The sequence below is a fragment of the Edwardsiella tarda ATCC 15947 = NBRC 105688 genome, assembly GCF_003113495.2.
In the GTDB taxonomy this organism is placed as follows: domain Bacteria; phylum Pseudomonadota; class Gammaproteobacteria; order Enterobacterales; family Enterobacteriaceae; genus Edwardsiella; species Edwardsiella tarda.
Genome location: NZ_CP084506.1, coordinates 2,487,570 through 2,508,485, shown reverse-complemented (window position 1 = coordinate 2,508,485; position 20,916 = coordinate 2,487,570). Strand labels below are relative to the sequence as shown.

The following is a 20,916-nucleotide window of genomic DNA, read 5'->3' as shown; positions in this document are numbered from 1 at the left end:
TCGGCGACGAAATCGCATAACAGGGCGGCCTACGGGCCGCCTTTTTTTATGGCGATGGGCTGGAAATCCGTTTTTTTCTTGCTGCTGAGCAGGATACCGGCAGTTTCACGTTTCAGCCCGCTGCCGTCGCCTTGAGCCGATGGGCGTTATAATGGTAAGGTTTAGCGTTTTTTACATCTTAAGCAATAATCTGAGAGGAATTACGCGATGCGTATCATTCTGCTGGGCGCTCCGGGCGCCGGTAAGGGCACACAGGCACAGTTCATTATGGAGAAATACGGGATTCCGCAGATCTCCACCGGTGACATGCTGCGCGCTGCGGTGAAGGCGGGTAGCGAGCTGGGCAAACAGGCTAAAGCGATCATGGATGCCGGCAAGCTGGTAACGGATGAACTGGTCATCGCGCTGGTGAAAGAGCGCATCGCCCAGGAAGATTGCCGCAACGGTTTCCTGCTCGACGGCTTCCCGCGCACCATCCCGCAGGCGGATGCGATGAAAGACGCCGGTATCAACGTCGACTATGTGCTGGAATTTGCCGTACCGGATGAGCTGATTGTCGAGCGCATCATCGGTCGTCGCGTACATCCGGGCTCTGGCCGTGTCTACCACGTCAAATTCAATCCGCCGCAGGTGGAAGGTAAGGATGATGTGACCGGTGAAGATCTGGTTACCCGTAAGGATGACCAAGAAGAGACCGTCCGTAAGCGTCTGGTTGAATACCATCAGCAGACCGCGCCGCTGATCGGCTACTATGGCCAGGAAGCGCAGGCTGGCAATACCCGCTACGTTAAGATCGACGGCACGCAGAGCGTCGATAGCGTCCGTACCGAGTTGGAGAAGGTGCTGGGCTAAGGCTGCCACGCGGCAGAATAAGGCGGCCTGCGGGCCGCTTTTTTGTCGCCACGACTTAGCTATACGACCAATGCCAGCGATTGGTGGGGGCGCGCGCAGGATGCTTTACAATAGCCTTATCGACATTGCAGTCAACGAGGGCCGTATGGCGGAAAAACAAGGGGTATTACTGGTTAATCTGGGGACGCCATCGGCTGCAACGCCGGCGGCGGTGAAGCGCTATCTGGCGGAGTTTCTCAGCGACAGACGGGTGGTCGATCTGCCTGCCTGGCAGTGGCAGCCATTGCTGCATGGTCTGATCCTGCCGCGGCGCGCGCCACGTGTCGCGCGTCTCTACCAATCCATCTGGACCGAGCAGGGATCGCCCTTGCTGGTCTATAGCCAGCGTCAATGCGCTGCGTTGCAGGCTCGCCTGGGTGAGTCGATTCCCGTCGCCTTAGGGATGAGTTATGGTGAGCCATCGCTGGCGAGCGCCCTGACGGCATTGAATGAGGCCGGCGTGACGCGGCTGCTGGTGATCCCACTCTATCCCCAGTACTCCTGTTCGACCAGCGCCGCGGTATTCGATGGCGTGGCTGCCTGGATCGCGCAGCAACGGCGCATGCCGGCGCTCACCTTCGTGCGTGACTATGCCGAGCATCCGGCCTATATCGCCGCGTTGTGCCAACGTATTCGTCACAGCTTCGCCGAGCATGGCCAGCCGGATAAGCTGTTGTTCTCCTATCATGGTATCCCCCAACGCTATGCCGATGAGGGCGATGATTACCCACAGCGTTGCCGGGCGACTACGTTGGCGGTGGTGGCAGAATTGGGGCTTGCGCCTGCGCAGTATGCCATCAGCTTCCAGTCTCGCTTCGGCCGCGAACCTTGGCTGACTCCCTATACGGACGAGACGGTTGCGACCCTCGCCGGCGAGGGGGTTAAGCACCTTCAAGTGATCTGCCCGGGTTTCGCCGCCGACTGTCTGGAGACGCTGGAAGAGATCGATGAGCAGAATCGCCAGACTTTCCTTGCTGCCGGCGGGCATCAATTCTCTTATATTCCAGCGCTGAATGATGATGCATCGCAGATCGATCTGCTACAGCAATTAGTCGCGGCGTGGCTCTCACCGAGCGTCGAGTAGGATGGTCGCTGACGACGACTGAGGGAGTGTGCTATTCTTGCAGGCTCCCTTTTTCTTTTTGCCGATAACACAGATGAAATTCCCCGGTCAACGCAAGTCCAAACACTATTTCCCGGTCAACGCCCGCGATCCGCTGCTACAGAATACGCAGCACAATGAAATTGATAAAGCCTATGTGGTCGGCATCGACCAGACGCTGGTCGATATCGAGGCCAAAGTGGATGAGGCCTTCATCGCCCGTTATCACTTAAGTAAAGGACACTCGCTGGTGATCGAGGATGAGGTGGCGGAGGCGTTGTACCAAGAGCTGTGCGCCAATGACCTGATCACCCATGAGTTCGCTGGCGGCACCATCGGCAATACCCTGCATAACTACTCCGTCTTGGCTGACGACCGTTCGGTGCTGCTGGGCGTGATGTGCGAGAACGTGAAGATCGGCAGTTATGCCTACCGTTACCTGTGCAATACCTCCAGTCGTACCGATCTGGATCATCTGCAAGGGGTGAATGGTCCGATTGGCCGTTGTTTTACGCTGATCAGCGATAATGGCGAGCGCACTTTTGCCATCAGTCCGGGGATGATGAATCAGCTCCGGCCGGAGAGTATTCCCGAGTCGGTGATCGCTGGCGCCTCGGCGTTGGTATTGACCGCCTACCTGGTACGTTGCAAACCGGGTGAGCCGATGCGTGACGCGACCATGCAAGCCATCGCCTACGCCAAGAAGCATCAGGTCCCGGTGGTGTTGACCCTGGGAACGAAATACGTCATCGCCGACGATCCTCAATTCTGGCGCGATTTCCTGCGTGAACATGTCACCATCGTGGCGATGAATGAAGAGGAAGCCCTGGAGCTGACCGGATTGTCCGATCCGTTGGCGGCCTCCGATAAGGCGCTGGAGTGGGTCGATCTGGTGTTGTGTACCGCCGGGCCGGTTGGGTTGTATATGGCGGGTTATACCGAGGAAGACGGTAAGCGTAAGACCCAGCATCCGCTGCTGCCGGGGGTGATCCCGGAGTTCAATCTGTATGAGTTCAGCCGGGCGATGCGCCGTAGCATGTGCGAGTCGCCATGCCGCATTTACTCCCATATTGCTCCCTATATGGGCGGGCCAGAGAAGATCATGAATACCAACGGTGCCGGGGATGGTGCGCTTTCCGCGTTGTTGCATGATATTGCGGCGAACGAGTTCCACCGTACCAACGTACCGAACTCCAGTAAGCATCAGCGCAGCTATCTGACCTATTCATCACTGGCGCAGGTGTGTAAATATGCTAACCGTGTTAGCTACCAAGTACTCAATCAACACTCGCCGCGCCTGACGCGTGGCTTGCCCGAGCGCGAAGATAGCCTGGAAGAGTCTTACTGGGAACGCTAAGAGAATGCTCCGTTATGGAGTGATGGAGCGAGAATAACGACAGACGCCGGCTTATTGCCGGCGTTTTTTTATCGTCTATCTTCAATAGAAGGGCCGGCTTGTATGATCTCTTTGGGGAACGGGCTTCTCCGATAACGCAAGGGAGAGCGGTAACGCGATTTGGTCAAGAATTGCGTAAAAATGGTCAATGATCAACCATTTCTCTAACCGGAATACACCTTTTCACTTTCTGCAACGTGAGATTTAGCGCATATTCGACTGCTTACTAATAAGTCATACAATATAAAAATCAACTATAAAACAAAAAGATAGGAGATATGTTCGCGTGAATTAAAATGCGCCTTAACCGCATACCATAAAAATCAATCAAATTAAAATTAGTTATCTATTTTATCGATTTTACTGTCTATCAGGTGACAATTAACCTTTGTGCAAGATTTATCATTTAATTAATTTAGTATTAAGAAATTACGCTTAACTACGGCTACGGGTATATAAAATAGTGAGTAATAAGTAGTGTCTTAATCCGCCATCTCTATATAGGGAAGTCGGGCTATTTAATTTTTATAAAAGAAACTAGCTACACCGCCTGATTTCCTCTCTATCGATAACGTGTGATTTATTAATCGTGGAGCCCTATGGCTACACTCGTAATATTTTATACGAGAAGTTCGTTCATCCTCATTCCGTACAGCAGGTGTGCGTGGATGTTTTATTCTATAAATGGAGTGCCAGCATGAAAAAGATTTTACTGCCTGTTATGGCCCTGAGCGCTAGCGTGATGAGTGGTCAGGTCAGCGCCGCCAACGGTACTGTTAATTTTACCGGTGAAATCATTAACTCTACTTGTCAGGTGAGTGGTGATTCAAAAAATATCGACGTATACCTGGGCAAGTATCCGACCTCCGCGTTTAAGGCGATCGGTGATAAATCTGCCTCTAAGGCCTTCCAGATTAACCTGGAACAGTGTGAGCCGGGGACTTATACCGTGCGTTTCGACGGTAACACCGTCGCAGGGCATCCCGATTTGCTGGCGGTCAGTGGTGACGGTTCTACCGCCGCGGCACAAGGGCTCGGTATCGAGATCACCGATATTAATGGTAAGCATTTTGCCATTGCTAACAAGGCGACAGGTGAGGAACCGACGGTGAAAGTTGTTGGTGATAAGAAGGCTGTCTTCAATTTGCAAGCGCGTTATCGCTCTTACGCCGATACGGTTACCGCCGGTCTGGCTAACGCGACCAGCCCGTTCACCATCGAATATAAATAATCATTTATTGTCATACGAGGCCAAGGAAGGTCTGTATAAGGAATAAAATGAAGAAATTAATTGCCGCATTATTGCTGACTTGGGCTTGTAGCGCCCAGGCCGGTATTCAGGTCGATGCCACTCGTGTGATTTATAATGGCGGAGAAAAATCTGCATCGTTGCCGATCCATAATGACAGTCAAGATGCCTACATGGTGCAAACTTGGCTGGATCAAGGTGATAGCAGTAAGGCCAGCAGTAAATTACCGATGGTGGTGGTTCCACCGATCGTAAAACTGGATGCGCAAAAATCGGCAATATTACGCTTCATCTATTCCGGTCAGGGTTTTCCGCAAGATAAAGAAACATTGCTATGGGTGAATGTGCAGGAGATTCCGCCCGCACCCAAACAAGACAATGTATTACAGGTTGCGGTGCGTACGCGCATTAAATTGTTCTACCGCCCCAGTGGCTTGAATACCACCTTGCCTCAACAGGTACAGCAACTGCGCTGGCAGAAGTCAGGTAATCAGCTGGTGGCGATTAACCCGGGACCCTTGCATATCACTTTCGGCACTATTCACCTGCAAGGCAGTAACGGTAAGCCTATCGATATCGAAGCCAACATGGTGGATCCACATGGCCGTTTGGCCATTGCTATTCCAGCAGGAGTGCACATCGGAAATACGATCTCTTTTAGCTATATCAATGATTTTGGGGGTCGTAGCGAAGTTAAAAACGCGTCTGTTCAGTGATAAAAAGGGGTGGAGTAGTGCAACAGAAACAGCTAAGACAACAGAGGACGGATGTGGCGCGCTGGGTGCGTCTGGCCATCTCTGCCAGTACGTTGTCGTTGCTGTGTAGCGCGACGGCGCGTGCCGAGTTCAACATGTCTTTCGTTCATGGCAGCGAGAATATTGATGCCGCTCAGGCCGTTGCCGAGGGCAATGCCTTGCCACCGGGAAAATATCCTTTTGCCATCTATCTGAACAAACAGCAGGTCGATAATAAGGACGTGCGTTTCGTCGCCAAGGCGGGAGGCGCGAGCCAACCCTGCCTGACGGTCGAGGATCTGCTTAACTATGGCGTTAAACTGCCGGATTCGTTAAAACCGGGCAGCTGCGTCGACGTCTCGGCGACATTGCCGGGCGCGAGTGTGTCGTTCGATCCGGCGATTCAACAGATCGATCTCTCTATACCGCAGGTACTGTTAGCCGAACAGGCGCGTGGGGCCATTTCACATACTTTGTACGATCAGGGGATCAACGCCGCCTTCAGCAACTACAACCTGAATTATAACCGTAACGCGAATCATAATCCGGGTGGCGAGAACAGCGAGTATACCTTTCTGGCTTTGAATAATGGTCTCAACCTGTGGAACTGGCGTCTGCGTAATAACATGACGATGAATAAAGTCAGTGGCCAGTCGACGCAGTGGGACAATATCGCTACGTGGGCGGAGACCGATATTCCCGCGTGGCGTAGCCGCTTGGAATTGGGCCAGGCGAGTACCAACAACACGGTGTTTAATAGTATCCAGTTTCGTGGTGCCCAACTTTCCAGCGTCGATGATATGTTGCCCGAAAGCCTACGCGGTTATGCGCCGGTGGTACGCGGCGTGGCGGCGACTAACGCGCGTGTGGAGATTCGCCAGAACGGCTACGTCATTTATAGCACTAACGTGGCGCCAGGCCCCTTTGAGATCCGTGATATCTATCCACACTCTAATAACGGCGATCTTCAGGTCACGGTAAATGAGGCGGATGGTACGCGTAAGCATTTCACCGTGTCCTACTCCTCGGTAGCGAATATGTTGCGTGAGGGGATCTGGAACTATCAGGTGACGGCGGGGCGCTACCAAAATGGCAGTACGACCTATACGCCGAGTTTTCTGCAAGGAACCGTCGCGCGTGGTATGGCCTATGGTTTGACGCCCTATGGTGGGGTGCTCGTGGGACAAAACTACCGTTCTGCGGCTCTCGGCATCGCGAAAAACATGGGGGAGTGGGGGGCGATCTCTTTCGATGCGGCCTATTCCGATACCGCGTTAGCGAACGGCGATCGGGCTCGTGGGCAGAGCTACCGCTTCCTTTATTCTAAGTCCCTCAACCAGTTAGGAACCAACGTACAGCTGGCGGGTTACCGCTACGCTACCTCTGGCTATTATGACTTCTCCGATGCGGTAGAGGAGCGTAGTCGTTGGCGCCAGGGGATCTACGAGAACAGTTATTACGATCCGAGCAAGCCACAGACTGGGATCGCCGATCTGGACAGCCGTAACCAGCATCGGGTGTACACCACGCGCTATGCCAACAAGCGGGAGCGGTTAGATGTCTCCATTAACCAGCAGCTGTGGCAGGGGGCAATGCTGTACGCCAATATTAGTAGCCAGACTTACTGGGGCGGCGGTGGTCGCGATCGTACCATCCAGTTGGGGTATAACGATGCGTTCCGTAGCATCAGCTATGGGCTCTATCTTCAGGATACGCGCAGCCAGTACGGTTATGCCGATCGCAGCATCAACCTCTCCGTCTCTATTCCCTTGAGCTGGGGACGTGACAATCGCTCAGTCTCGCTGAACTTCAGCGGCGCGCATAGCCGCCAGGGGGGCGACAGCTATAACGCCGGCGTCAGTGGTACGTTGCTGGATGATCAGCGCATGAGTTACTCCGTGACCACCGGTCACAGTGAGTCGGGCGGCCAGAGCAGTGCGTTGAATCTGAATTATCACGGCGCTTACGGCAACCTGGACGGCAGCTATAGCTATAGCAACAGCTACAACCAGGTGGGGTTAGGCGCGTCCGGCGGGGTATTGCTCCACGCCGGGGGCGTCACCCTGTCGCAACCGTTGCAGAACACGATAATTTTGGTCGAAGCGAAACATGCTCATGGCGTGCGTGTCGACAACCAGAGTGGGGTAAGCATCGATCCCTTTGGTTACGCCGTGGTCCCGTCGGCGACGCCTTACCGCTTCAATGCCGTGTCGTTGCATACCCAAGACTTCCAACCGGGTTTGGATGTGCCTGTCGCCAGTAAACAGGTGGTGCCGACGGAGAAAGCGATCGTGCGGGTACGCTTCGATACCTTCTACGGCGTGAGTCTGTTAATTCATAGTCGCCTGGCGCAGGGGGGCTATCCGGCGGTGGGCGCCAGCGTCTTCAACCAGCAGGGGCGCAATAGCGGTACGGTTGGCATGAATGGTGATTTGTATGTTTCCGGTGTCCAGCCGGGTGAAAAGCTGACCCTCCGTTGGGGGAACCAACCGGATCAGCAGTGCGTATTACCGTTGCCGCATGATCTCCCCCCACAGGGGAAAACGGCCGGTTACCAAGAATTAACCCTTTCCTGTCAGACTCAGTAAGGTGACAGTATGACGATAACGATAACCGTGAGACGGTTCCTGCTGTTGGCTCTGGTGATCTTCATGGGGCTAAGTTTTAGCCGCCAGGCCTCCGCGCTCTCCTGTCGTGAGGGAAGCTATGCCTGGAGCCGTTATCCGATCGGTGATATTACCCAACTGATTGATATCGGCCAGCCGATCATTCTATCGGCATCCGATTTTAGCGCGGGTAACCTGATTTGGCGCTCGCGGAACTTCACGACGACCCTGACTTGCTGGGATAACTGGAATACGGGGCGGGGGGAGCATGCTTATATCTACTGGAATCCACGTAGTGCCTTCGGTAATTTGCATCGCTCCTTGGCGATCGGTGTATCGATTAACGGGATCGACTATGACAACGTTAACCTGCGGCAGAGCGGTAATCGGCCGAGTGGGCCAGATCTGGGTGAAGGGACTTCGACCGACAGTTGGGGATATGCCCGGCCACGTACGTTAACCGTCAGCTATTCGGTCTATATCAAGGCGACCGGTCTCCCTCCGCCACCAGGGGATTTCCCCGCGTTGGGATTGCCGTCGCTGTTTCAGGTGGATGGTGTTGGGGGGCTGGATGCGCGTCCCAATGGGAACTTCAATGCTTACATCTCCGGTTTGGATAAGATCCGGGTGATCCACTGCAACCCGCAGATTAATGTGCAAACCAACGGCGGCAATAGCATCAACTTTGGTACGCTCAGCGCCGCCAAGGCACGCCCAGGGGTGATCGCCGCTCAGCAGCCCTTTACCATTACGGCGAAATTGCTGGGTGGCCAGTGCGGCGGCCAGCAGTTGCAGGCGAGCTTCAGTACCCTGAAGCCAGATGTCAGCGATCGCACGTTGATCCTGCCCGATACCGCTCCTGGCGTGGGGATCTTTCTGAGTAAGGCGAGTGATCCCTCGCAGCCGATTCCGCTGCAGACCAATGTCGACTTCGGCCGGAAGTTACACGACAAGCAGCATGAAGTCAGTGAGAACTTCGTTGCCAATCTGAAGTGGCTGACCGACCGACCTAAGGCCGGTAAGTTCCACGCGACGGCCAACGTCGATATTACCTTCAAATAATCGCTAGCGGCGCCCCCGTGCGCCGCTAGCTTGTTCACCTCCTCTTCTCGCGTCTGTCTCCGTACTGACCCGCGGTGTATACCCAATCGCCTATTAAGTGATACTCATCACAATAACTGACTGATATATCGGCATAAGCGTGGCTTAACTCAGGTTAAAATAGCGGCGTTCGCTATCTTATTCCTGTTCGTAGGCAGTCAGGCATGGATGGCTCGTTATCGCGACAAGGAGAGATGGCAATGAGAGTAACTTATCGGGGGGTAGCCTGTGCCGTGGCGCTGACACTGGCGATGGCGCCGGGCTGGTCGTTGGCGTGGGAAAAAGATAAAACCTATAACCTGACAATACTACACACGAATGACCATCACGGTCATTTCTGGCAGAACGACCAGGAGGAGTATGGCCTGGCGGCACAGAAGACCTTGGTCGATCGGCTGCGCGCCGAGATTGCCGCCAAGGGGGGCTCGGTGCTGCTGCTGTCTGGTGGTGATATCAATACCGGGGTGCCGGAGTCCGACTTGCAGGACGCTGAACCCGATTTTCGTGGTATGAATCTGGTGGGCTATGATGCCATGGCCATCGGTAACCATGAGTTCGACAATCCGCTGAGTGTCTTGCGCCAGCAGCAGAAGTGGGCCACGTTCCCCCTGTTATCGGCTAATATTTATGCCCAGGACAGCGGTAAGCGCCTGTTCCAGCCCTATCAGATGTTCGATCGTCAGGGGATCCGCATCGCGGTGATCGGCCTGACCACCGATGATACGGCCAAGATCGGTAACCCGGAGTACCTGGAGAATATCGAGTTCCGGCCACCGGCGGCAGAAGCGCGCCAACTGGTGGAGCAATTACGCGCTCAGCAGAAGCCCGATGTGGTGATCGCCGCGACGCATATGGGCCATTATGACAACGGTGCCCATGGCTCGAACGCGCCCGGCGACGTGGAGATGGCGCGCGCCCTGCCGGCGGGATATCTGGACATGATTGTCGGCGGCCACTCCCAGGATCCGGTGTGTATGGTGGCGGAGAATCGCAAGCAGAGCGATTATGTGCCGGGCACGCCCTGCGCGCCAGATCGGCAGAACGGCACCTGGATCGTCCAGGCACATGAGTGGGGGAAATATGTCGGCCGGGCCGATTTCACCTTCCGTAACGGTGAGCTGACCCTACAACATTATCAATTGATCCCCGTCAACCTGAGCCGGCAAGAGAAACAGGCCGATGGAACCAAGCAGCGTATCTATTATACCGAACAGATCCCGCAGGATACGGCGATGCTGCAGTTGTTAACCCCGTTCCAGGAGCAGGGACAGGCCGCCTTAGGGGTAAAGATCGGGCGTGTTGAGGGGCGTCTGGAAGGCGATCGCAGTAAGGTGCGTTTCGAGCAGACGAATATGGGGCATCTACTGTTGGCGGCGCAGATGGAGCGGACGCAAGCCGATCTGGGCGTGATGAGCGGCGGCGGCGTACGTGATTCCATGGCTGGCGGTGACATCAGCTATAAGGATGTCCTTAAGGTGCAGCCGTTTGGTAACACCGTGGCGTATGTTGATATGACAGGCGCCGAGCTGGAGAAATATCTGGGCATGGTGGCGAACAAGAAGCCCAACTCCGGTGCCTATGCTCAGTTTGCCAATGTCAGTCTGATCGCCGATGGCAAGCAGGGCGTTAGCCAGGTGAAGATCAAAGGACAGCCGCTGGCCGCCGATAAGACCTACCGTCTGGCATTGCTCAGTTTTAACGCCAGTGGTGGCGACGACTACCCTAACGTTACTCAGCATCCTGCTTATGTGAATACCGGGTTCGTCGATGCCGAAGTGTTGAAGGATTACATCCAGCGTCACTCGCCGATTAAGGCGGCCGACTACCAGCCGCAAGGCGAGATCGTCTACCACGATTAAGCTGGGTAGCTTACGCCATTCACGGCGGTGTTAATTACGTTAACGGCATGCCAGGCATGCCGTTTTTTTATCACCGGTGGGGTTGCGTTTAGGCCGCGTCACGCTTGGCGATATCGGCAAAGGTGGCCTGCAAGAGCGCGGCCAGATCCGCGGCGGCCAACTCGATGTCTAGCCCACGCTTACCGCCGGAGACGAAGATCGTATCGAACAGGCGGGCACCCTCATCGATCACCGTCGGTAGGCGTTTCTTCTGCCCGAGCGGACTGATACCGCCGACCAGGTAGCCGGTGACGCGTTGCGCCAGTTGCGGATCGGCCATGTCGACTTTCTTGGCGCCGAGCGCCTTGGCGACCTTCTTCAGATCGAGCTGTCCGGCCACGGGGGTGACCGCAACGGCCAGCTTCTTACTGTCGCCGTTTAGGGCGACCAGCAGTGTCTTGTAGACGCGATCGGCGCTGAGCCCCAGCTTACGTACCACTTCATCGCCAAAGTTCGTTTCGTGAGGATCATGCTCATAGGCATGCAGGGTGAAAGTGATTTTGTCTTTTTCTAATAAGAGAACGGCAGGCGTCATCGCTACAACCTCATGATATATTTTTTAGCATTATATATCATACAAAACGCGGAGTGCTCCCCCCGCGTATCGTACTGGTTGAAAAAGTATACGAGGTTAACAATCAGGCCGATAACGGTTGCCAGTGGCGCACGACGGTTGTTACCCTATAAAGACAACAGACTCGCCGTTAGGCGAGTCTGCATAATAATAAGATGTTGAATTCCTCTTTGACTGGCCAATAGTGATATTGGCCTTTTTTTATCTCTCTGGCGGCGGATTCCGCTGTGCAACATGCATTATGCCACCAGGCTGATAATCAATACGATGATCAGACCGACCACGGAGTTGACCAGCTCCAGCAAGCCCCAGGTCTTCAGCGTGTCTTTCACCGAGAGATCGAAGTACCCCTTGAACAGCCAGAATGAGGCATCGTTGATGTGGGTGAGGGTATTGGAGCCGGCGGCGGTCGCGAGGACGAGCAGCGCCGGGTTAACGTCGACCAGTTGTCCCGTCGCCGGGTCGAGGATCGCCGCGCTGATGATCCCTGCCGCCGTCATGGCGGAGACCACACCCTGGCCCGTCGCCAGACGAATCAATACGGTGATTAACCAAGCCATGATGTAGGGGGAGACGTTACCGTGGGACATGAGCATGCCGATGGTATCGCCGATGCCGGTATCGATGATGGTCTGTTTTAGCACGCCGCCCGCACCGATGATCAAGATCACCATCGCGATGCTCTTCACCGCATTCTCAAAAGCATTCATCACCCATTGCATGTCGTGTCCGCGCGCGGTGCCGAACAGGACAAAGGCTACCAGCATGGCGATCAGCATGGCGATGGGTGAGGAGCCGAGGAAGTTCACGATCTCCCAGAGGCGGGTTCCTTTCACCAACCACACATTGGCGATGGTGGTGGAGATCATGATGATCGCCGGGATCAGCGGTACCAGGATCGAGACGCCGAAGGAGGGCAGGTTCGTGCGGTCAACGGGGACGTCGGCCTTGAGAAACTCCGGTGTTGGCCGCTCCAGGTTGCCGAGGAATTTCGGCAGGATGATCCCGGCGCAGATCACGCTGGGGATGGTGACCAGAATACCATACAGATAGACCATACCCATGTCCGCGCCATAGGCGTTAACCAGCGCCACTGGACCGGGTTGCGGCGGAAACAACGAGTGCGCCGTCGTGGCCGCCGCGACGGCCGGGATCGCGAGTTTCAGAAAGGGGATCTTCGCCTCCGCCGCGATCACGATCACCAGCGGCGCCAGCATGATAAAGGCCACCTCATAGAACATCGCCAAGCCAAAGATCAGGCCGATGATGATCACCGACAGTTGTACGTAGCGTAGCCCGAGGCGCGCCAGCAGCGTATGGGCGATCTGGTGGGCTGCACCGGAATCGACCATCAGCTTACCGATGACGGCACCGAAGACGACGATGATCGCCAATTCGCCCAGCGTGCTGCCGAAGCCGGACTTCATGGTATGCAACAACGCCATGAGATCCATACCGGCCAACATCCCGACGGACAGCGCGGCGAGCAACAACGCGACCATGGAGTTGATGCGGAATTTGAGGTTGAGCACCAGCATTAAACCAATGCCGAAGACGACCCATAATATATTTAATATGTGCATTAAATCCCTGCCTTTAATTTACCTGCTTTTAAATTGGTGGCTATGCTAACGTTATTTGGTTGACCAATAAAGCGATGCTTGTCACACCAATTTATGCACTTATCATGAAACTTCATCATCGCTCCCCTATTTCACGAAATAGGACGTTACTTCGCTATGTGCATAATTCAATTAAATATTAAATTGATTAATCTTTCTGTTTTAGTTTAGGGTTAACTTGTTTTTTCTGTCTTGGCGCTATTTATTATTCAACGCACGAGAGTATATAAATTCTTTATAGCAACCTGACTATGAATGGTTAAACCAAATTAGTTGTTATTGGTTGACCAATGATGGAGAGAAAGATTAGGACACGGCACCGTGTTGTGGCCTGGCTGGCCGAGCACCGCCAGATCTTGGCGGTATCGGTTAAGAAAGACGCGCTGGCCATCAAGTTAGCCATGTGGCAACCGCGGGAAAACGTCAAGCCGCGTCCCGGAGTTTTCTCCGATGTCGATGCGATCGACGTCGATGGCTATTTGTTCGACACTTGGCGGTTAGATCGGCTCAGCGTCTGAATGTCGCTCGTCATGTCGCCGGTGCGGGCGATAAGCCGCTCGGCACAAGCTTTGCTGCCGGTTGGGGGGCGTAGGTGACGTCTTATCTCGCGCCCTCGTCGGCGGCCAGCAACTCGGGTAACCCTTGCGGGCCGAAGAGATGCAGGGCGCCGACGGCTACCACATAGTCGCCGGGGGGGAGGGTGCGTAGCTGTTGACACCAAGCGCGGTTACGCTGAGCCATCAAGACATCGGCCAGATCTGGGCAGAAGGTCATCAGCAGCGGCGTTTGCAGCGCCGGGGGCGGCGTTAGCCACCAGCCGATCAGGGTTTGCAGTAGACGCGCGTTGTTCTGCCAGTGGGTCAGGGTGTCATCCAGCAGATCGCGTCCTTGATGCGGTAAGCGATGCAGCATTGCTAATTGGCTCTGTGCCCCTTCCAGTTCGATGATCGGGCGGGGGGCGCGTTGTGCCTCGAGCAGCAGTTGGTAATCGATACCGAACTCACCGTTTAATCCTAGCTGTTGCGCCTGTTGCGCCTGGAGCAGTAGCGCACAGCGCCATAGGGGAAAGCGATCCAGCTGACTCGCATCCAGCCCGGTCTCTCGACAGCGGCGCAGTAGCGCGTCATAGCGTGCCGCATCGAGGCGTTGCGCCAACGAGAGGGATTGCGCTTCGCTGGTGATCGCGCTGTCGGCGCGGGTAATATCTGCCTCGACGATCAGCGCCTGGGCCTGCGCGACGCGCTGCAATAGTGCGGCCGGTAGCGGTGACATCGCCGCGTTGCCCATGTGAATGCTAGCGACCAGATGCAGCCGAATAGCGCCGGGCAAGGTGACATCACAGGCCGGATAGGGGTAGCGTGGGGCAGACAGCAGCCCGAAACGGACCGCCAGACGCCGTAGTCGGTGGAACATGGTGCCTCCGGCAAGGAGCTGCCACATGGAGCGGGCAGCGTTACAGGCTATGCTAATTATTTCATGCTACCTGATGAAGGAAAAAAAGCACCGGATTCCGGTGCTTTTTATCTTCGTGCGGCATGTCGGCATGCTTACCCTTTCGGGGTGAAGCGCAGCAGACGGTTGGCGTTGCTCACGACGGTAATGGAGGAGAGCGCCATGGCGGCTCCGGCCACCACCGGGCTGAGCAGGGTACCGGTCAGCGGGTAGAGTACCCCCGCGGCGATCGGAATACCGAGGGTATTGTAGACGAACGCCCCCAGCAGGTTCTGCTTCATGTTGCGCAGCGTCGCCCGTGACAGCGCCACCGCATCGGCCACGCCAGACAGACTATGACGCATCAGGGTGATGGCCGCCGTTTCGATGGCGATATCACTCCCGCCGCCCATGGCGATCCCAACGTCAGCCTGAGCCAGCGCCGGCGCGTCGTTGATGCCATCGCCGATCATCGCCACCTTATGGCCGTCGCGTTGTAGCGTCTTGATCGCCTCGGCCTTACCTTCTGGCAGTACGCCGGCGATCACCTGGTCGATCCCCGCCTCGCGGGCGATGGCCTGGGCGGTGATCGGGTTATCCCCCGTCAACATCACCAGGCGATAGCCCATGCCGTGCAGGCGTTGCAGGGCGGCGACGCTGTCGCTCCGCAGCGGGTCGCGGATGGCGAGTAGGGCGGTGGCCTGGCCGTCGACGGCCAAGAGGACCGGCGTCGCACCTTGCCCCGCCTGCTGCTCCAGCAGGCGCTCCAAGGCGGTGATGTCGATGCCCTGCTCTTGCATCAGCGCGGCGTTGCCCAGCAGCAGGGTATGTCCCTCAGCCTCGCCACTGACACCCAGTCCGCGCAGGGTACGGAACTGACTGACTTCCGGTAGCGTTTCTCCGGCGGCGCGTTCGGTGATCGCACGCGCCAAGGGGTGGTTCGAGCCGCTCTCTAACGCGGCGGCCCAACGCAGTACCTGCGCCTCGCTGTGCCCCAATAAGGTCTCGATGGCGACCACCTTTGGCATCCCTTCCGTCAGCGTCCCGGTCTTATCGAACACCAGGGTGTCCAGTTCGCTGGCGTGTTGCAGCGCGTCGGCATCTCGCACCAATACTCCCAGTTCGGCGGCGCGGCCAACCCCAGAGATAATCGACATCGGCGTCGCCAGGCCCAGGGCGCATGGACAGGCGATGATCAATACCGTCGTCGCCACCACCAGGGTGTAAATCAGTTGCGGCGCCGGACCGAAGAAGTACCAGATCAGTCCGCTGAACACGGCGATGGCGACCACCGTCGGTACGAATACCGCCGAGATGCGATCCGCCAACTGGCCGATGGCCGGTTTACTGCTCTGCGCTTGCCGCACCAGCTTAATGATGCGCGCCAGGGTCGTTTGGCTCCCGATGGCGGCGGCGCGGAACAATACGCTGCCGTCGGTGACCACGGTACCGGCATGCACCCGATCGCCGGGGCCTTTCTGTTGGGCGATCGGTTCGCCGGTCAACATGGCCTCGTCAAGCCATATCTCGCCGGAGAGGATCTCCCCGTCGACCGGCACGCGATCGCCGGTGACCAGACGCAGGGTCATACCCAGCTGTACCTCGGCCAGCGGCACGCTCTTCTCGCCCTCATCGGTGACGAGGCGTGCGGTCGGTGGTGTCAGATCCAGCAGGCGCTCCAGCGCGCTGGAGGAGCGCTGACGCGCCCGCGCCTCCATGGCGTGACCCAGGTTGATCAGACCGATGATCATCGCGCTGGCCTCGTAGTAGAGGTGGCGCGCCTCCGGCGGAAAGATCTCGGGCCACAGGTTGACGCTGATGGAGTAGAGCCAGGCGGCGCCGGTGCCCAGCGCCACTAAGGTATCCATGGTGGCGCTGCCATTCATCAGGCTACGCCACGCGTTACGGTAGAAGTGGCCGCCCGCGCCGATCATCACCGCCAGCGTCACCAGGCCGACGATCAGCCAAGGCGTGCGACTCTGCTCGGTCAGCGTCATCGAGCCGCCGAACAGCCCCCAGGCCATCAGTGGCAGACCTACCCCCAGGGCGATGGCGGCCTGCCAGCGGAAGGCGCGTACCGCCTTTTGGGCACTCTCATGCTGACGGGCGCGGCGCACGCTCTCATCCTGGATCACCTCGGCGCCGTATCCCGCCTTCTGCACCGCCTCGACCAATGCCTGCGGCGAGCTGTGTCCGCTGACCAACGCGCTACGCTCGGCCAGATTGACGCGGGCATGCTCGACCCCAGGAACCGCCTGCAGGGCGTTTTGCACCTTCAGCACACAGCTGGCGCAACTCATGCCCTCCAGCAGCAGCTGAACACTGTCATCATCGTCGCCGCTCGCCTGAGGCGCCGCGACGACGGAGGTGGCCGGAGTGGATTGCGGAGCCGCTGCCGAGGTTTCCGGCATTACCGTATCAGTACGGGGCAGCGGCTCAGATTTTGGGTGTGACCCCTCCTCCATGAGCTGAGCCTGGTAGCCGGCCTGTTGCACGGCGGCGACCAGAGCCTTACTGTCGGCCTGGCCGTAGACATCGGCTTGCGTCAACGTCACCATGACGGCGTCGACGCCCGCGACTGCCTCCAACGCCTTGGTGACGCTGGCGACGCAGTGACCGCAGCTCAGTTCGCTCAGCGCCAGGCGTTGCGTCGGTTGGGTGGCGAGTGTGGCCTGGTAGCCGGCCTGCTCGACGGTGGCGATGATCGCGGCGGCGTCGGCGCTACCGCTAACCTTGGCGTAACGCGGGGTGGCGACGATGGCTTGCTCCACATCGGGGCGTGCCTCTAACGCGTTTTTGACTTTCTTGGCGCAGTTCATGCAGGAGAGACCCTGCAAGGCGAATAATTGTGTCTGTGACATGATATAAACCTCTCTCGCGAAGGATTCGTCAACGATGCGGCCAGGCCGCTTAGGGTTTGGCGTAGTTCTCAATTGCGTTTAAGCTTAAACCTTCCTGCAAGGTTAAGGTCAAGGGGAAGGGATGAATATTAGCGAAGTGGCGAAAAAAACCGGTCTGAGTAGCAAGGCGATCCGTTTTTATGAAGAGAAGGGCTTGGTTACCGCACCGCTACGTGGGGAGAATGGCTACCGCCGTTATGCGGCGCGGCATCTGGAAGAGCTGACGCTATTGCGCCAGGCGCGTCAGGTCGGCTTTACCCTGGAGGAGTGCCGTGAGCTGGTGGCCTTGTTTCACGATGAACACCGCCATAGCGCACAGGTCAAGCAGCGTACCCTGCAGAAAGTCGCGGAGATCGAGCAACATATTCGTGATCTCCAAGCGATGCGTGACCGTCTGGCGGCATTGGCTCAGGCCTGCCCCGGTGATGACAGCGCCGATTGCCCGATCATCAATGGCCTGGCGGGTTGCCATCATCGCTCCGGGGGCAAGGAATAACCTCGAGGGTGATGCCACTGACGGCCTGTACCTGCACACACTGCCCCGCCGGGAGATCCTGTTGGCAGGTGATGCGCCAACTGCTGTCGCCCAGGCGCAGGCGACCATGGCCGTTGACCAGCGGTTGCTCTAGCGTCGCGCGTTGGCCGATCAATTGGCGCCCGCGTTGATTCAGGGCGCCATCCTGCGCCTCCTCGCGCCCACTATGTCGTTGCCAGCGCCACCAGAGTAGGGCGCTGATCACCGTCAATAGCGCAAACAGGGAGAGTTGCGTCTCCCAACCAAACGGCCACAGCCAATGCAACAGGCCGACCAGTAGGGCGGCGCAGCCGCTCCACAGGGCATAGCCGCCGGCGCCGAGTAACTCGGCGGCCAGCAACAGGCCGCCCAGCGTCAACCATAGACCGTGCGGGTTGGCGAATAGATAGGCCATCATGGCCGACAATCCTTGTCGCCTTCGCGGCGCAGCAGTTCACTGATCCCGCCGACGGCACCCAACAGGCTGCTGGCCTCCAACGGCATCATGATCACCTTGCTGTTTTGCGATTCACCGATGCGCTGTAACGCCTCGGTATATTTTTGTGCGACGAAATAGTTGATCGCCTGCACATTACCGGCGGCGATCGCTTGGGACACCATGGCGGTGGCCTGGGCTTCGGCCTGGGCGGCGCGTTCGCGCGCCTCGGCCTGGAGGAAGGCCGATTGCCGCTCCCCTTCCGCCTTGAGGATCTGCGCCTGTTTCTCCCCCTCGGCACGCAAGATGGCGGCCTGGCGCACCCCTTCGGCTTCCAGGATGTCGGCACGTTTGGTCCGTTCGGCTTTCATCTGGGCGTTCATCGAGGCGATCAGCTCAGCCGGTGGACGCACATCGCGGATTTCGATACGCGTCACCTTGATCCCCCAGGGGTTGGTGGCCTCATCGACGATCTGCAGCAGACGGCTGTTGATCATGTCACGCTGGGAGAGCATCTCATCCAGCTCCATCGAGCCGAGTACGGTACGAATGTTGGTCATGGTCAGATTAATGATCGCCTGATCGAGGTTGCTCACCTCATAGGCGGCACGCGCCGGATCGATTACCTGGATAAAGCAGACGGCATCGATGGTGACATTGGCGTTATCTTTCGATATCACCTCCTGCGAGGGAATATCGAGAACTTGCTCCATCATGTTGATCTTGCGGCCGATGCGATCCATAAACGGAATCACGAGATTCAGGCCCGGCATCAGGGGGCGGGTGTAGCGCCCGAAGCGCTCGACGGTCCATTGATAACCCTGTGGGACGATCTTGATCGCCGACCAGACGATGATCAGCGCGACCACCACTAAGACGGGAAAGACAGTAAACATAGCTGGCTCCTTACGCGTATCGTTCTCATCAGGAGGCCGGGTGGCCTCATTCGGGGAATGCCGTGAGTTCGAAGACCCCCAACTGGCCGTGGCCACTGAGATCCAGGCTATGCGTCTGGGGACAGGGGGTGATCAGGGTGGCGCTATCGTAGCGTTCGAGGTGCAGCGCCTTGGCCGCGCCGAGCGGCGTCAGGGTCACCGCGCCCTCGCGACAGAATAGCAGGATGGTGCTGGCGTGGCAGCGCAACGGTGGCATCTCGGGACGGATGGCGAGCCATTGCAGCCGAGCGCCATAGTGGCGCGGATCGTAGATCAGATTGAGATCGCGTACCATTCCGTCACACAGCTGGCTGGTGACCCGGCTATCGCCGGAGAAGCGCGCGATATCGCCACAATGCAACATCGGCTGCGGCGTACCGTCGATGGTCAGCGCCAGGCCGTCGCCCTCGAGTAGCGAGAGGATGCGTTGATAGCCCCCATAGTGGGAGAAGGGCGCGTCGTGGGTGACGTCGGCCATCGAAAGGCGCCAGCGGAAACGTGTGCCGCTGCGGTTATCTTCCCGCATGATCTCACGGGTATGGCCCTGGCCATTGTGCCAGGGTTGGATCGCGTAATCACTCAATCGGTGAATTTGCCACGGGTTCATCGCTCTCTGTCCTGTCAACGGGGCCGCACGACGGCGTGATCCTGTGGGACGCAGGCGTCCCGGCCATCTCTATAATGTATAGCTATTTTGTGAACAATGGCATGCAATGCGTCAAATAGTTGTCCTCGATGGCAGCCATTGTCGCTGTAGCGTATGGCTGCCGCTGGTTTGGTGCTCGGCGTGAAATCTGCCACAATGGCCGCCCGCAACGGTGTACAGAAAGGCAGAGCGATGCAGTATCCAATCAATGAAATATTCCACAGCCTGCAGGGCGAGGGCTTCTATACCGGCCTTCCGGCCATTTTTATTCGTTTACAGGGCTGCCCGGTCGGCTGTAGCTGGTGTGACAGCAAGCATACCTGGCAGCAGGATGCGGTGCGTCAGGTCGCGCTGGAGCAGGTGGTGGAGAAGGCCGCCGAGAGCGATGCTTGGGCCAGCGCCGATGTCGCTACCCTGTGTGCGCTGTTGCAACAACGCGGTTATGCGGCGCGCCATGTGGTGATCACCGGCGGGGAGCCATGCCTACATGATTTACTGCCGCTGACGCTGGCGTTGGAGCAGGCGGGCTATCAGTGTCAGATCGAAACCAGTGGCACCCAGCCGGTGCGCTGTAGCGAGCAGACCTGGGTGACGGTATCGCCGAAAGTCGCGATGTGCGGGGGCATGGCGGTGCTGACCTCGGCACTACGCCGCGCCAATGAAATCAAGCATCCGGTCGCCAGAGAGCGTGATATTGCGGCGTTAGACGCCTTGTTGGCGACCTTAGGGGAGGCGCTGCCACAGGTGGTGGCGTTACAACCGATCTCCTGTAAGGAGGGGGCGACCCGTCTGTGTATCGACACCTGCTTGGCGCGTAACTGGCGTCTCTCGATGCAGACGCACAAGTATTTACATATCGTGTGACGAGGCAGCCGCCCGTA

The 20,916-nt window shown here is 57.4% G+C and carries 17 protein-coding genes and 1 pseudogene; 11 read left to right on the top strand and 7 right to left on the bottom strand.

What is annotated here, in order from left to right; all coding sequences use genetic code 11:
• The first annotated feature begins 207 nt into the window (after window positions 1-207).
• The 8 genes from adk (at window position 208) to ushA (ending at window position 10,938) form a co-directional block, all read left to right on the top strand.
• Window positions 208-852, top strand: coding sequence for an adenylate kinase (gene adk, locus DCL27_RS11655; protein WP_005283578.1), 645 nt, complete (start codon window positions 208-210; stop codon window positions 850-852).
• A 145-nt stretch (window positions 853-997) separates the two neighbouring features.
• Entirely contained in the window at window positions 998-1,975 is a 978-nt protein-coding gene (hemH, locus tag DCL27_RS11650) for a ferrochelatase (protein ID WP_005296638.1), read from the top strand.
• A 73-nt stretch (window positions 1,976-2,048) separates the two neighbouring features.
• Complete coding sequence (locus DCL27_RS11645) at window positions 2,049-3,350, top strand: inosine/guanosine kinase (protein WP_035599469.1); 1,302 nt, start codon at window positions 2,049-2,051, stop codon at window positions 3,348-3,350.
• 736 nt (window positions 3,351-4,086) lie between these two features.
• Window positions 4,087-4,620, top strand: a complete 534-nt coding sequence (locus tag DCL27_RS11640) for a fimbrial protein (RefSeq protein ID WP_005283605.1) — start codon at window positions 4,087-4,089, stop codon at window positions 4,618-4,620.
• A gap of 47 nt (window positions 4,621-4,667) precedes the next feature.
• Entirely contained in the window at window positions 4,668-5,354 is a 687-nt protein-coding gene (locus DCL27_RS11635) for a fimbrial biogenesis chaperone (RefSeq protein WP_005283607.1), read from the top strand.
• Window positions 5,355-5,371: 17 nt separating this feature from the next.
• Entirely contained in the window at window positions 5,372-7,960 is a 2,589-nt protein-coding gene (locus tag DCL27_RS11630) for a fimbria/pilus outer membrane usher protein (protein ID WP_005296632.1), read from the top strand.
• A gap of 9 nt (window positions 7,961-7,969) precedes the next feature.
• Window positions 7,970-9,040, top strand: coding sequence for a fimbrial protein (locus DCL27_RS11625; protein WP_035599471.1), 1,071 nt, complete (start codon window positions 7,970-7,972; stop codon window positions 9,038-9,040).
• A gap of 239 nt (window positions 9,041-9,279) precedes the next feature.
• The gene (gene ushA / locus DCL27_RS11620; protein ID WP_035599473.1) at window positions 9,280-10,938 is read left to right on the top strand and encodes a bifunctional UDP-sugar hydrolase/5'-nucleotidase UshA; all 1,659 of its coding nucleotides are present in this window, start codon (window positions 9,280-9,282) and stop codon (window positions 10,936-10,938) included.
• An 88-nt stretch (window positions 10,939-11,026) separates the two neighbouring features.
• Here the strand turns inward: ushA and ybaK are convergent, their stop codons facing one another.
• Together ybaK and gntP are read right to left on the bottom strand one after the other, a co-directional pair.
• Window positions 11,027-11,512: a Cys-tRNA(Pro)/Cys-tRNA(Cys) deacylase YbaK gene (gene ybaK / locus DCL27_RS11615; protein ID WP_035599474.1), complete on the bottom strand. Its 486-nt coding sequence runs from the start codon at window positions 11,510-11,512 to the stop codon at window positions 11,027-11,029.
• Between the two features lie 278 nt (window positions 11,513-11,790).
• The gene (gene gntP, locus DCL27_RS11610; protein ID WP_035599476.1) at window positions 11,791-13,134 is read right to left on the bottom strand and encodes a gluconate permease GntP; all 1,344 of its coding nucleotides are present in this window, start codon (window positions 13,132-13,134) and stop codon (window positions 11,791-11,793) included.
• 368 nt (window positions 13,135-13,502) lie between these two features.
• On the opposite strand from gntP, the pseudogene DCL27_RS11605 reads away from it, so the two are divergent.
• A pseudogene (locus tag DCL27_RS11605) lies at window positions 13,503-13,691 on the top strand (GntR family transcriptional regulator); the annotation flags it as partial.
• A gap of 82 nt (window positions 13,692-13,773) precedes the next feature.
• Here DCL27_RS11605 and DCL27_RS11600 read toward each other — a convergent pair.
• Both DCL27_RS11600 and copA read right to left on the bottom strand, forming a co-directional pair.
• On the bottom strand, window positions 13,774-14,586 hold the full coding sequence (locus tag DCL27_RS11600; RefSeq protein WP_035599485.1) for a TraB/GumN family protein: 813 nt from the start codon (window positions 14,584-14,586) through the stop codon (window positions 13,774-13,776).
• A gap of 134 nt (window positions 14,587-14,720) precedes the next feature.
• Window positions 14,721-17,465 (bottom strand): copper-exporting P-type ATPase CopA, encoded by a 2,745-nt coding sequence (copA, locus tag DCL27_RS11595; RefSeq protein WP_005283634.1) that lies wholly within the window; start codon window positions 17,463-17,465, stop codon window positions 14,721-14,723.
• A 121-nt stretch (window positions 17,466-17,586) separates the two neighbouring features.
• Between copA and cueR the strand changes: the two genes are divergently transcribed.
• Window positions 17,587-18,000 (top strand): Cu(I)-responsive transcriptional regulator, encoded by a 414-nt coding sequence (gene cueR, locus DCL27_RS11590; protein ID WP_005283641.1) that lies wholly within the window; start codon window positions 17,587-17,589, stop codon window positions 17,998-18,000.
• Here the strand turns inward: cueR and DCL27_RS11585 are convergent.
• The 3 genes from DCL27_RS11585 to DCL27_RS11575 are packed head-to-tail and all read right to left on the bottom strand — an operon-like array spanning window position 17,954 to window position 19,996.
• On the bottom strand, window positions 17,954-18,436 hold the full coding sequence (locus DCL27_RS11585) for an NfeD family protein (RefSeq protein WP_035596422.1): 483 nt from the start codon (window positions 18,434-18,436) through the stop codon (window positions 17,954-17,956). The genes cueR and DCL27_RS11585 overlap by 47 nt on opposite strands.
• Entirely contained in the window at window positions 18,433-19,350 is a 918-nt protein-coding gene (locus tag DCL27_RS11580) for an SPFH domain-containing protein (RefSeq protein ID WP_005283647.1), read from the bottom strand. The genes DCL27_RS11585 and DCL27_RS11580 overlap by 4 nt, the downstream gene beginning before the upstream one ends.
• A 46-nt stretch (window positions 19,351-19,396) precedes the next feature.
• Entirely contained in the window at window positions 19,397-19,996 is a 600-nt protein-coding gene (locus tag DCL27_RS11575; RefSeq protein WP_005283650.1) for a HutD/Ves family protein, read from the bottom strand.
• A 231-nt stretch (window positions 19,997-20,227) separates the two neighbouring features.
• Here DCL27_RS11575 and queE point away from each other — a divergent pair, with 231 nt between their 5' ends.
• Window positions 20,228-20,899, top strand: a complete 672-nt coding sequence (gene queE / locus DCL27_RS11570) for a 7-carboxy-7-deazaguanine synthase QueE (protein WP_035596426.1) — start codon at window positions 20,228-20,230, stop codon at window positions 20,897-20,899.
• Window positions 20,900-20,916 lie beyond the last annotated feature (17 nt).

Excerpts from the sequence above, each read along its gene's own strand:
- DCL27_RS11585 (WP_035596422.1), bottom strand. The coding sequence starts at position 18,436 with ATGATGGCCTATCTATTCGCCAACCCGCACGGTCTATGGTTGACGCTG.
- adk (WP_005283578.1), top strand. The coding sequence starts at position 208 with ATGCGTATCATTCTGCTGGGCGCTCCGGGCGCCGGTAAGGGCACACAG.
- ybaK (WP_035599474.1), bottom strand. The coding sequence starts at position 11,512 with ATGACGCCTGCCGTTCTCTTATTAGAAAAAGACAAAATCACTTTCACC.
- DCL27_RS11625 (WP_035599471.1), top strand. The coding sequence starts at position 7,970 with ATGACGATAACGATAACCGTGAGACGGTTCCTGCTGTTGGCTCTGGTG.
- DCL27_RS11635 (WP_005283607.1), top strand. The coding sequence starts at position 4,668 with ATGAAGAAATTAATTGCCGCATTATTGCTGACTTGGGCTTGTAGCGCC.
- DCL27_RS11580 (WP_005283647.1), bottom strand. The coding sequence starts at position 19,350 with ATGTTTACTGTCTTTCCCGTCTTAGTGGTGGTCGCGCTGATCATCGTC.
- cueR (WP_005283641.1), top strand. The coding sequence starts at position 17,587 with ATGAATATTAGCGAAGTGGCGAAAAAAACCGGTCTGAGTAGCAAGGCG.
- DCL27_RS11640 (WP_005283605.1), top strand. The coding sequence starts at position 4,087 with ATGAAAAAGATTTTACTGCCTGTTATGGCCCTGAGCGCTAGCGTGATG.
- DCL27_RS11645 (WP_035599469.1), top strand. The coding sequence starts at position 2,049 with ATGAAATTCCCCGGTCAACGCAAGTCCAAACACTATTTCCCGGTCAAC.
- DCL27_RS11600 (WP_035599485.1), bottom strand. The coding sequence starts at position 14,586 with ATGTTCCACCGACTACGGCGTCTGGCGGTCCGTTTCGGGCTGCTGTCT.
- copA (WP_005283634.1), bottom strand. The coding sequence starts at position 17,465 with ATGTCACAGACACAATTATTCGCCTTGCAGGGTCTCTCCTGCATGAAC.
- gntP (WP_035599476.1), bottom strand. The coding sequence starts at position 13,134 with ATGCACATATTAAATATATTATGGGTCGTCTTCGGCATTGGTTTAATG.
- hemH (WP_005296638.1), top strand. The coding sequence starts at position 998 with ATGGCGGAAAAACAAGGGGTATTACTGGTTAATCTGGGGACGCCATCG.
- ushA (WP_035599473.1), top strand. The coding sequence starts at position 9,280 with ATGAGAGTAACTTATCGGGGGGTAGCCTGTGCCGTGGCGCTGACACTG.
- queE (WP_035596426.1), top strand. The coding sequence starts at position 20,228 with ATGCAGTATCCAATCAATGAAATATTCCACAGCCTGCAGGGCGAGGGC.
- DCL27_RS11575 (WP_005283650.1), bottom strand. The coding sequence starts at position 19,996 with ATGAACCCGTGGCAAATTCACCGATTGAGTGATTACGCGATCCAACCC.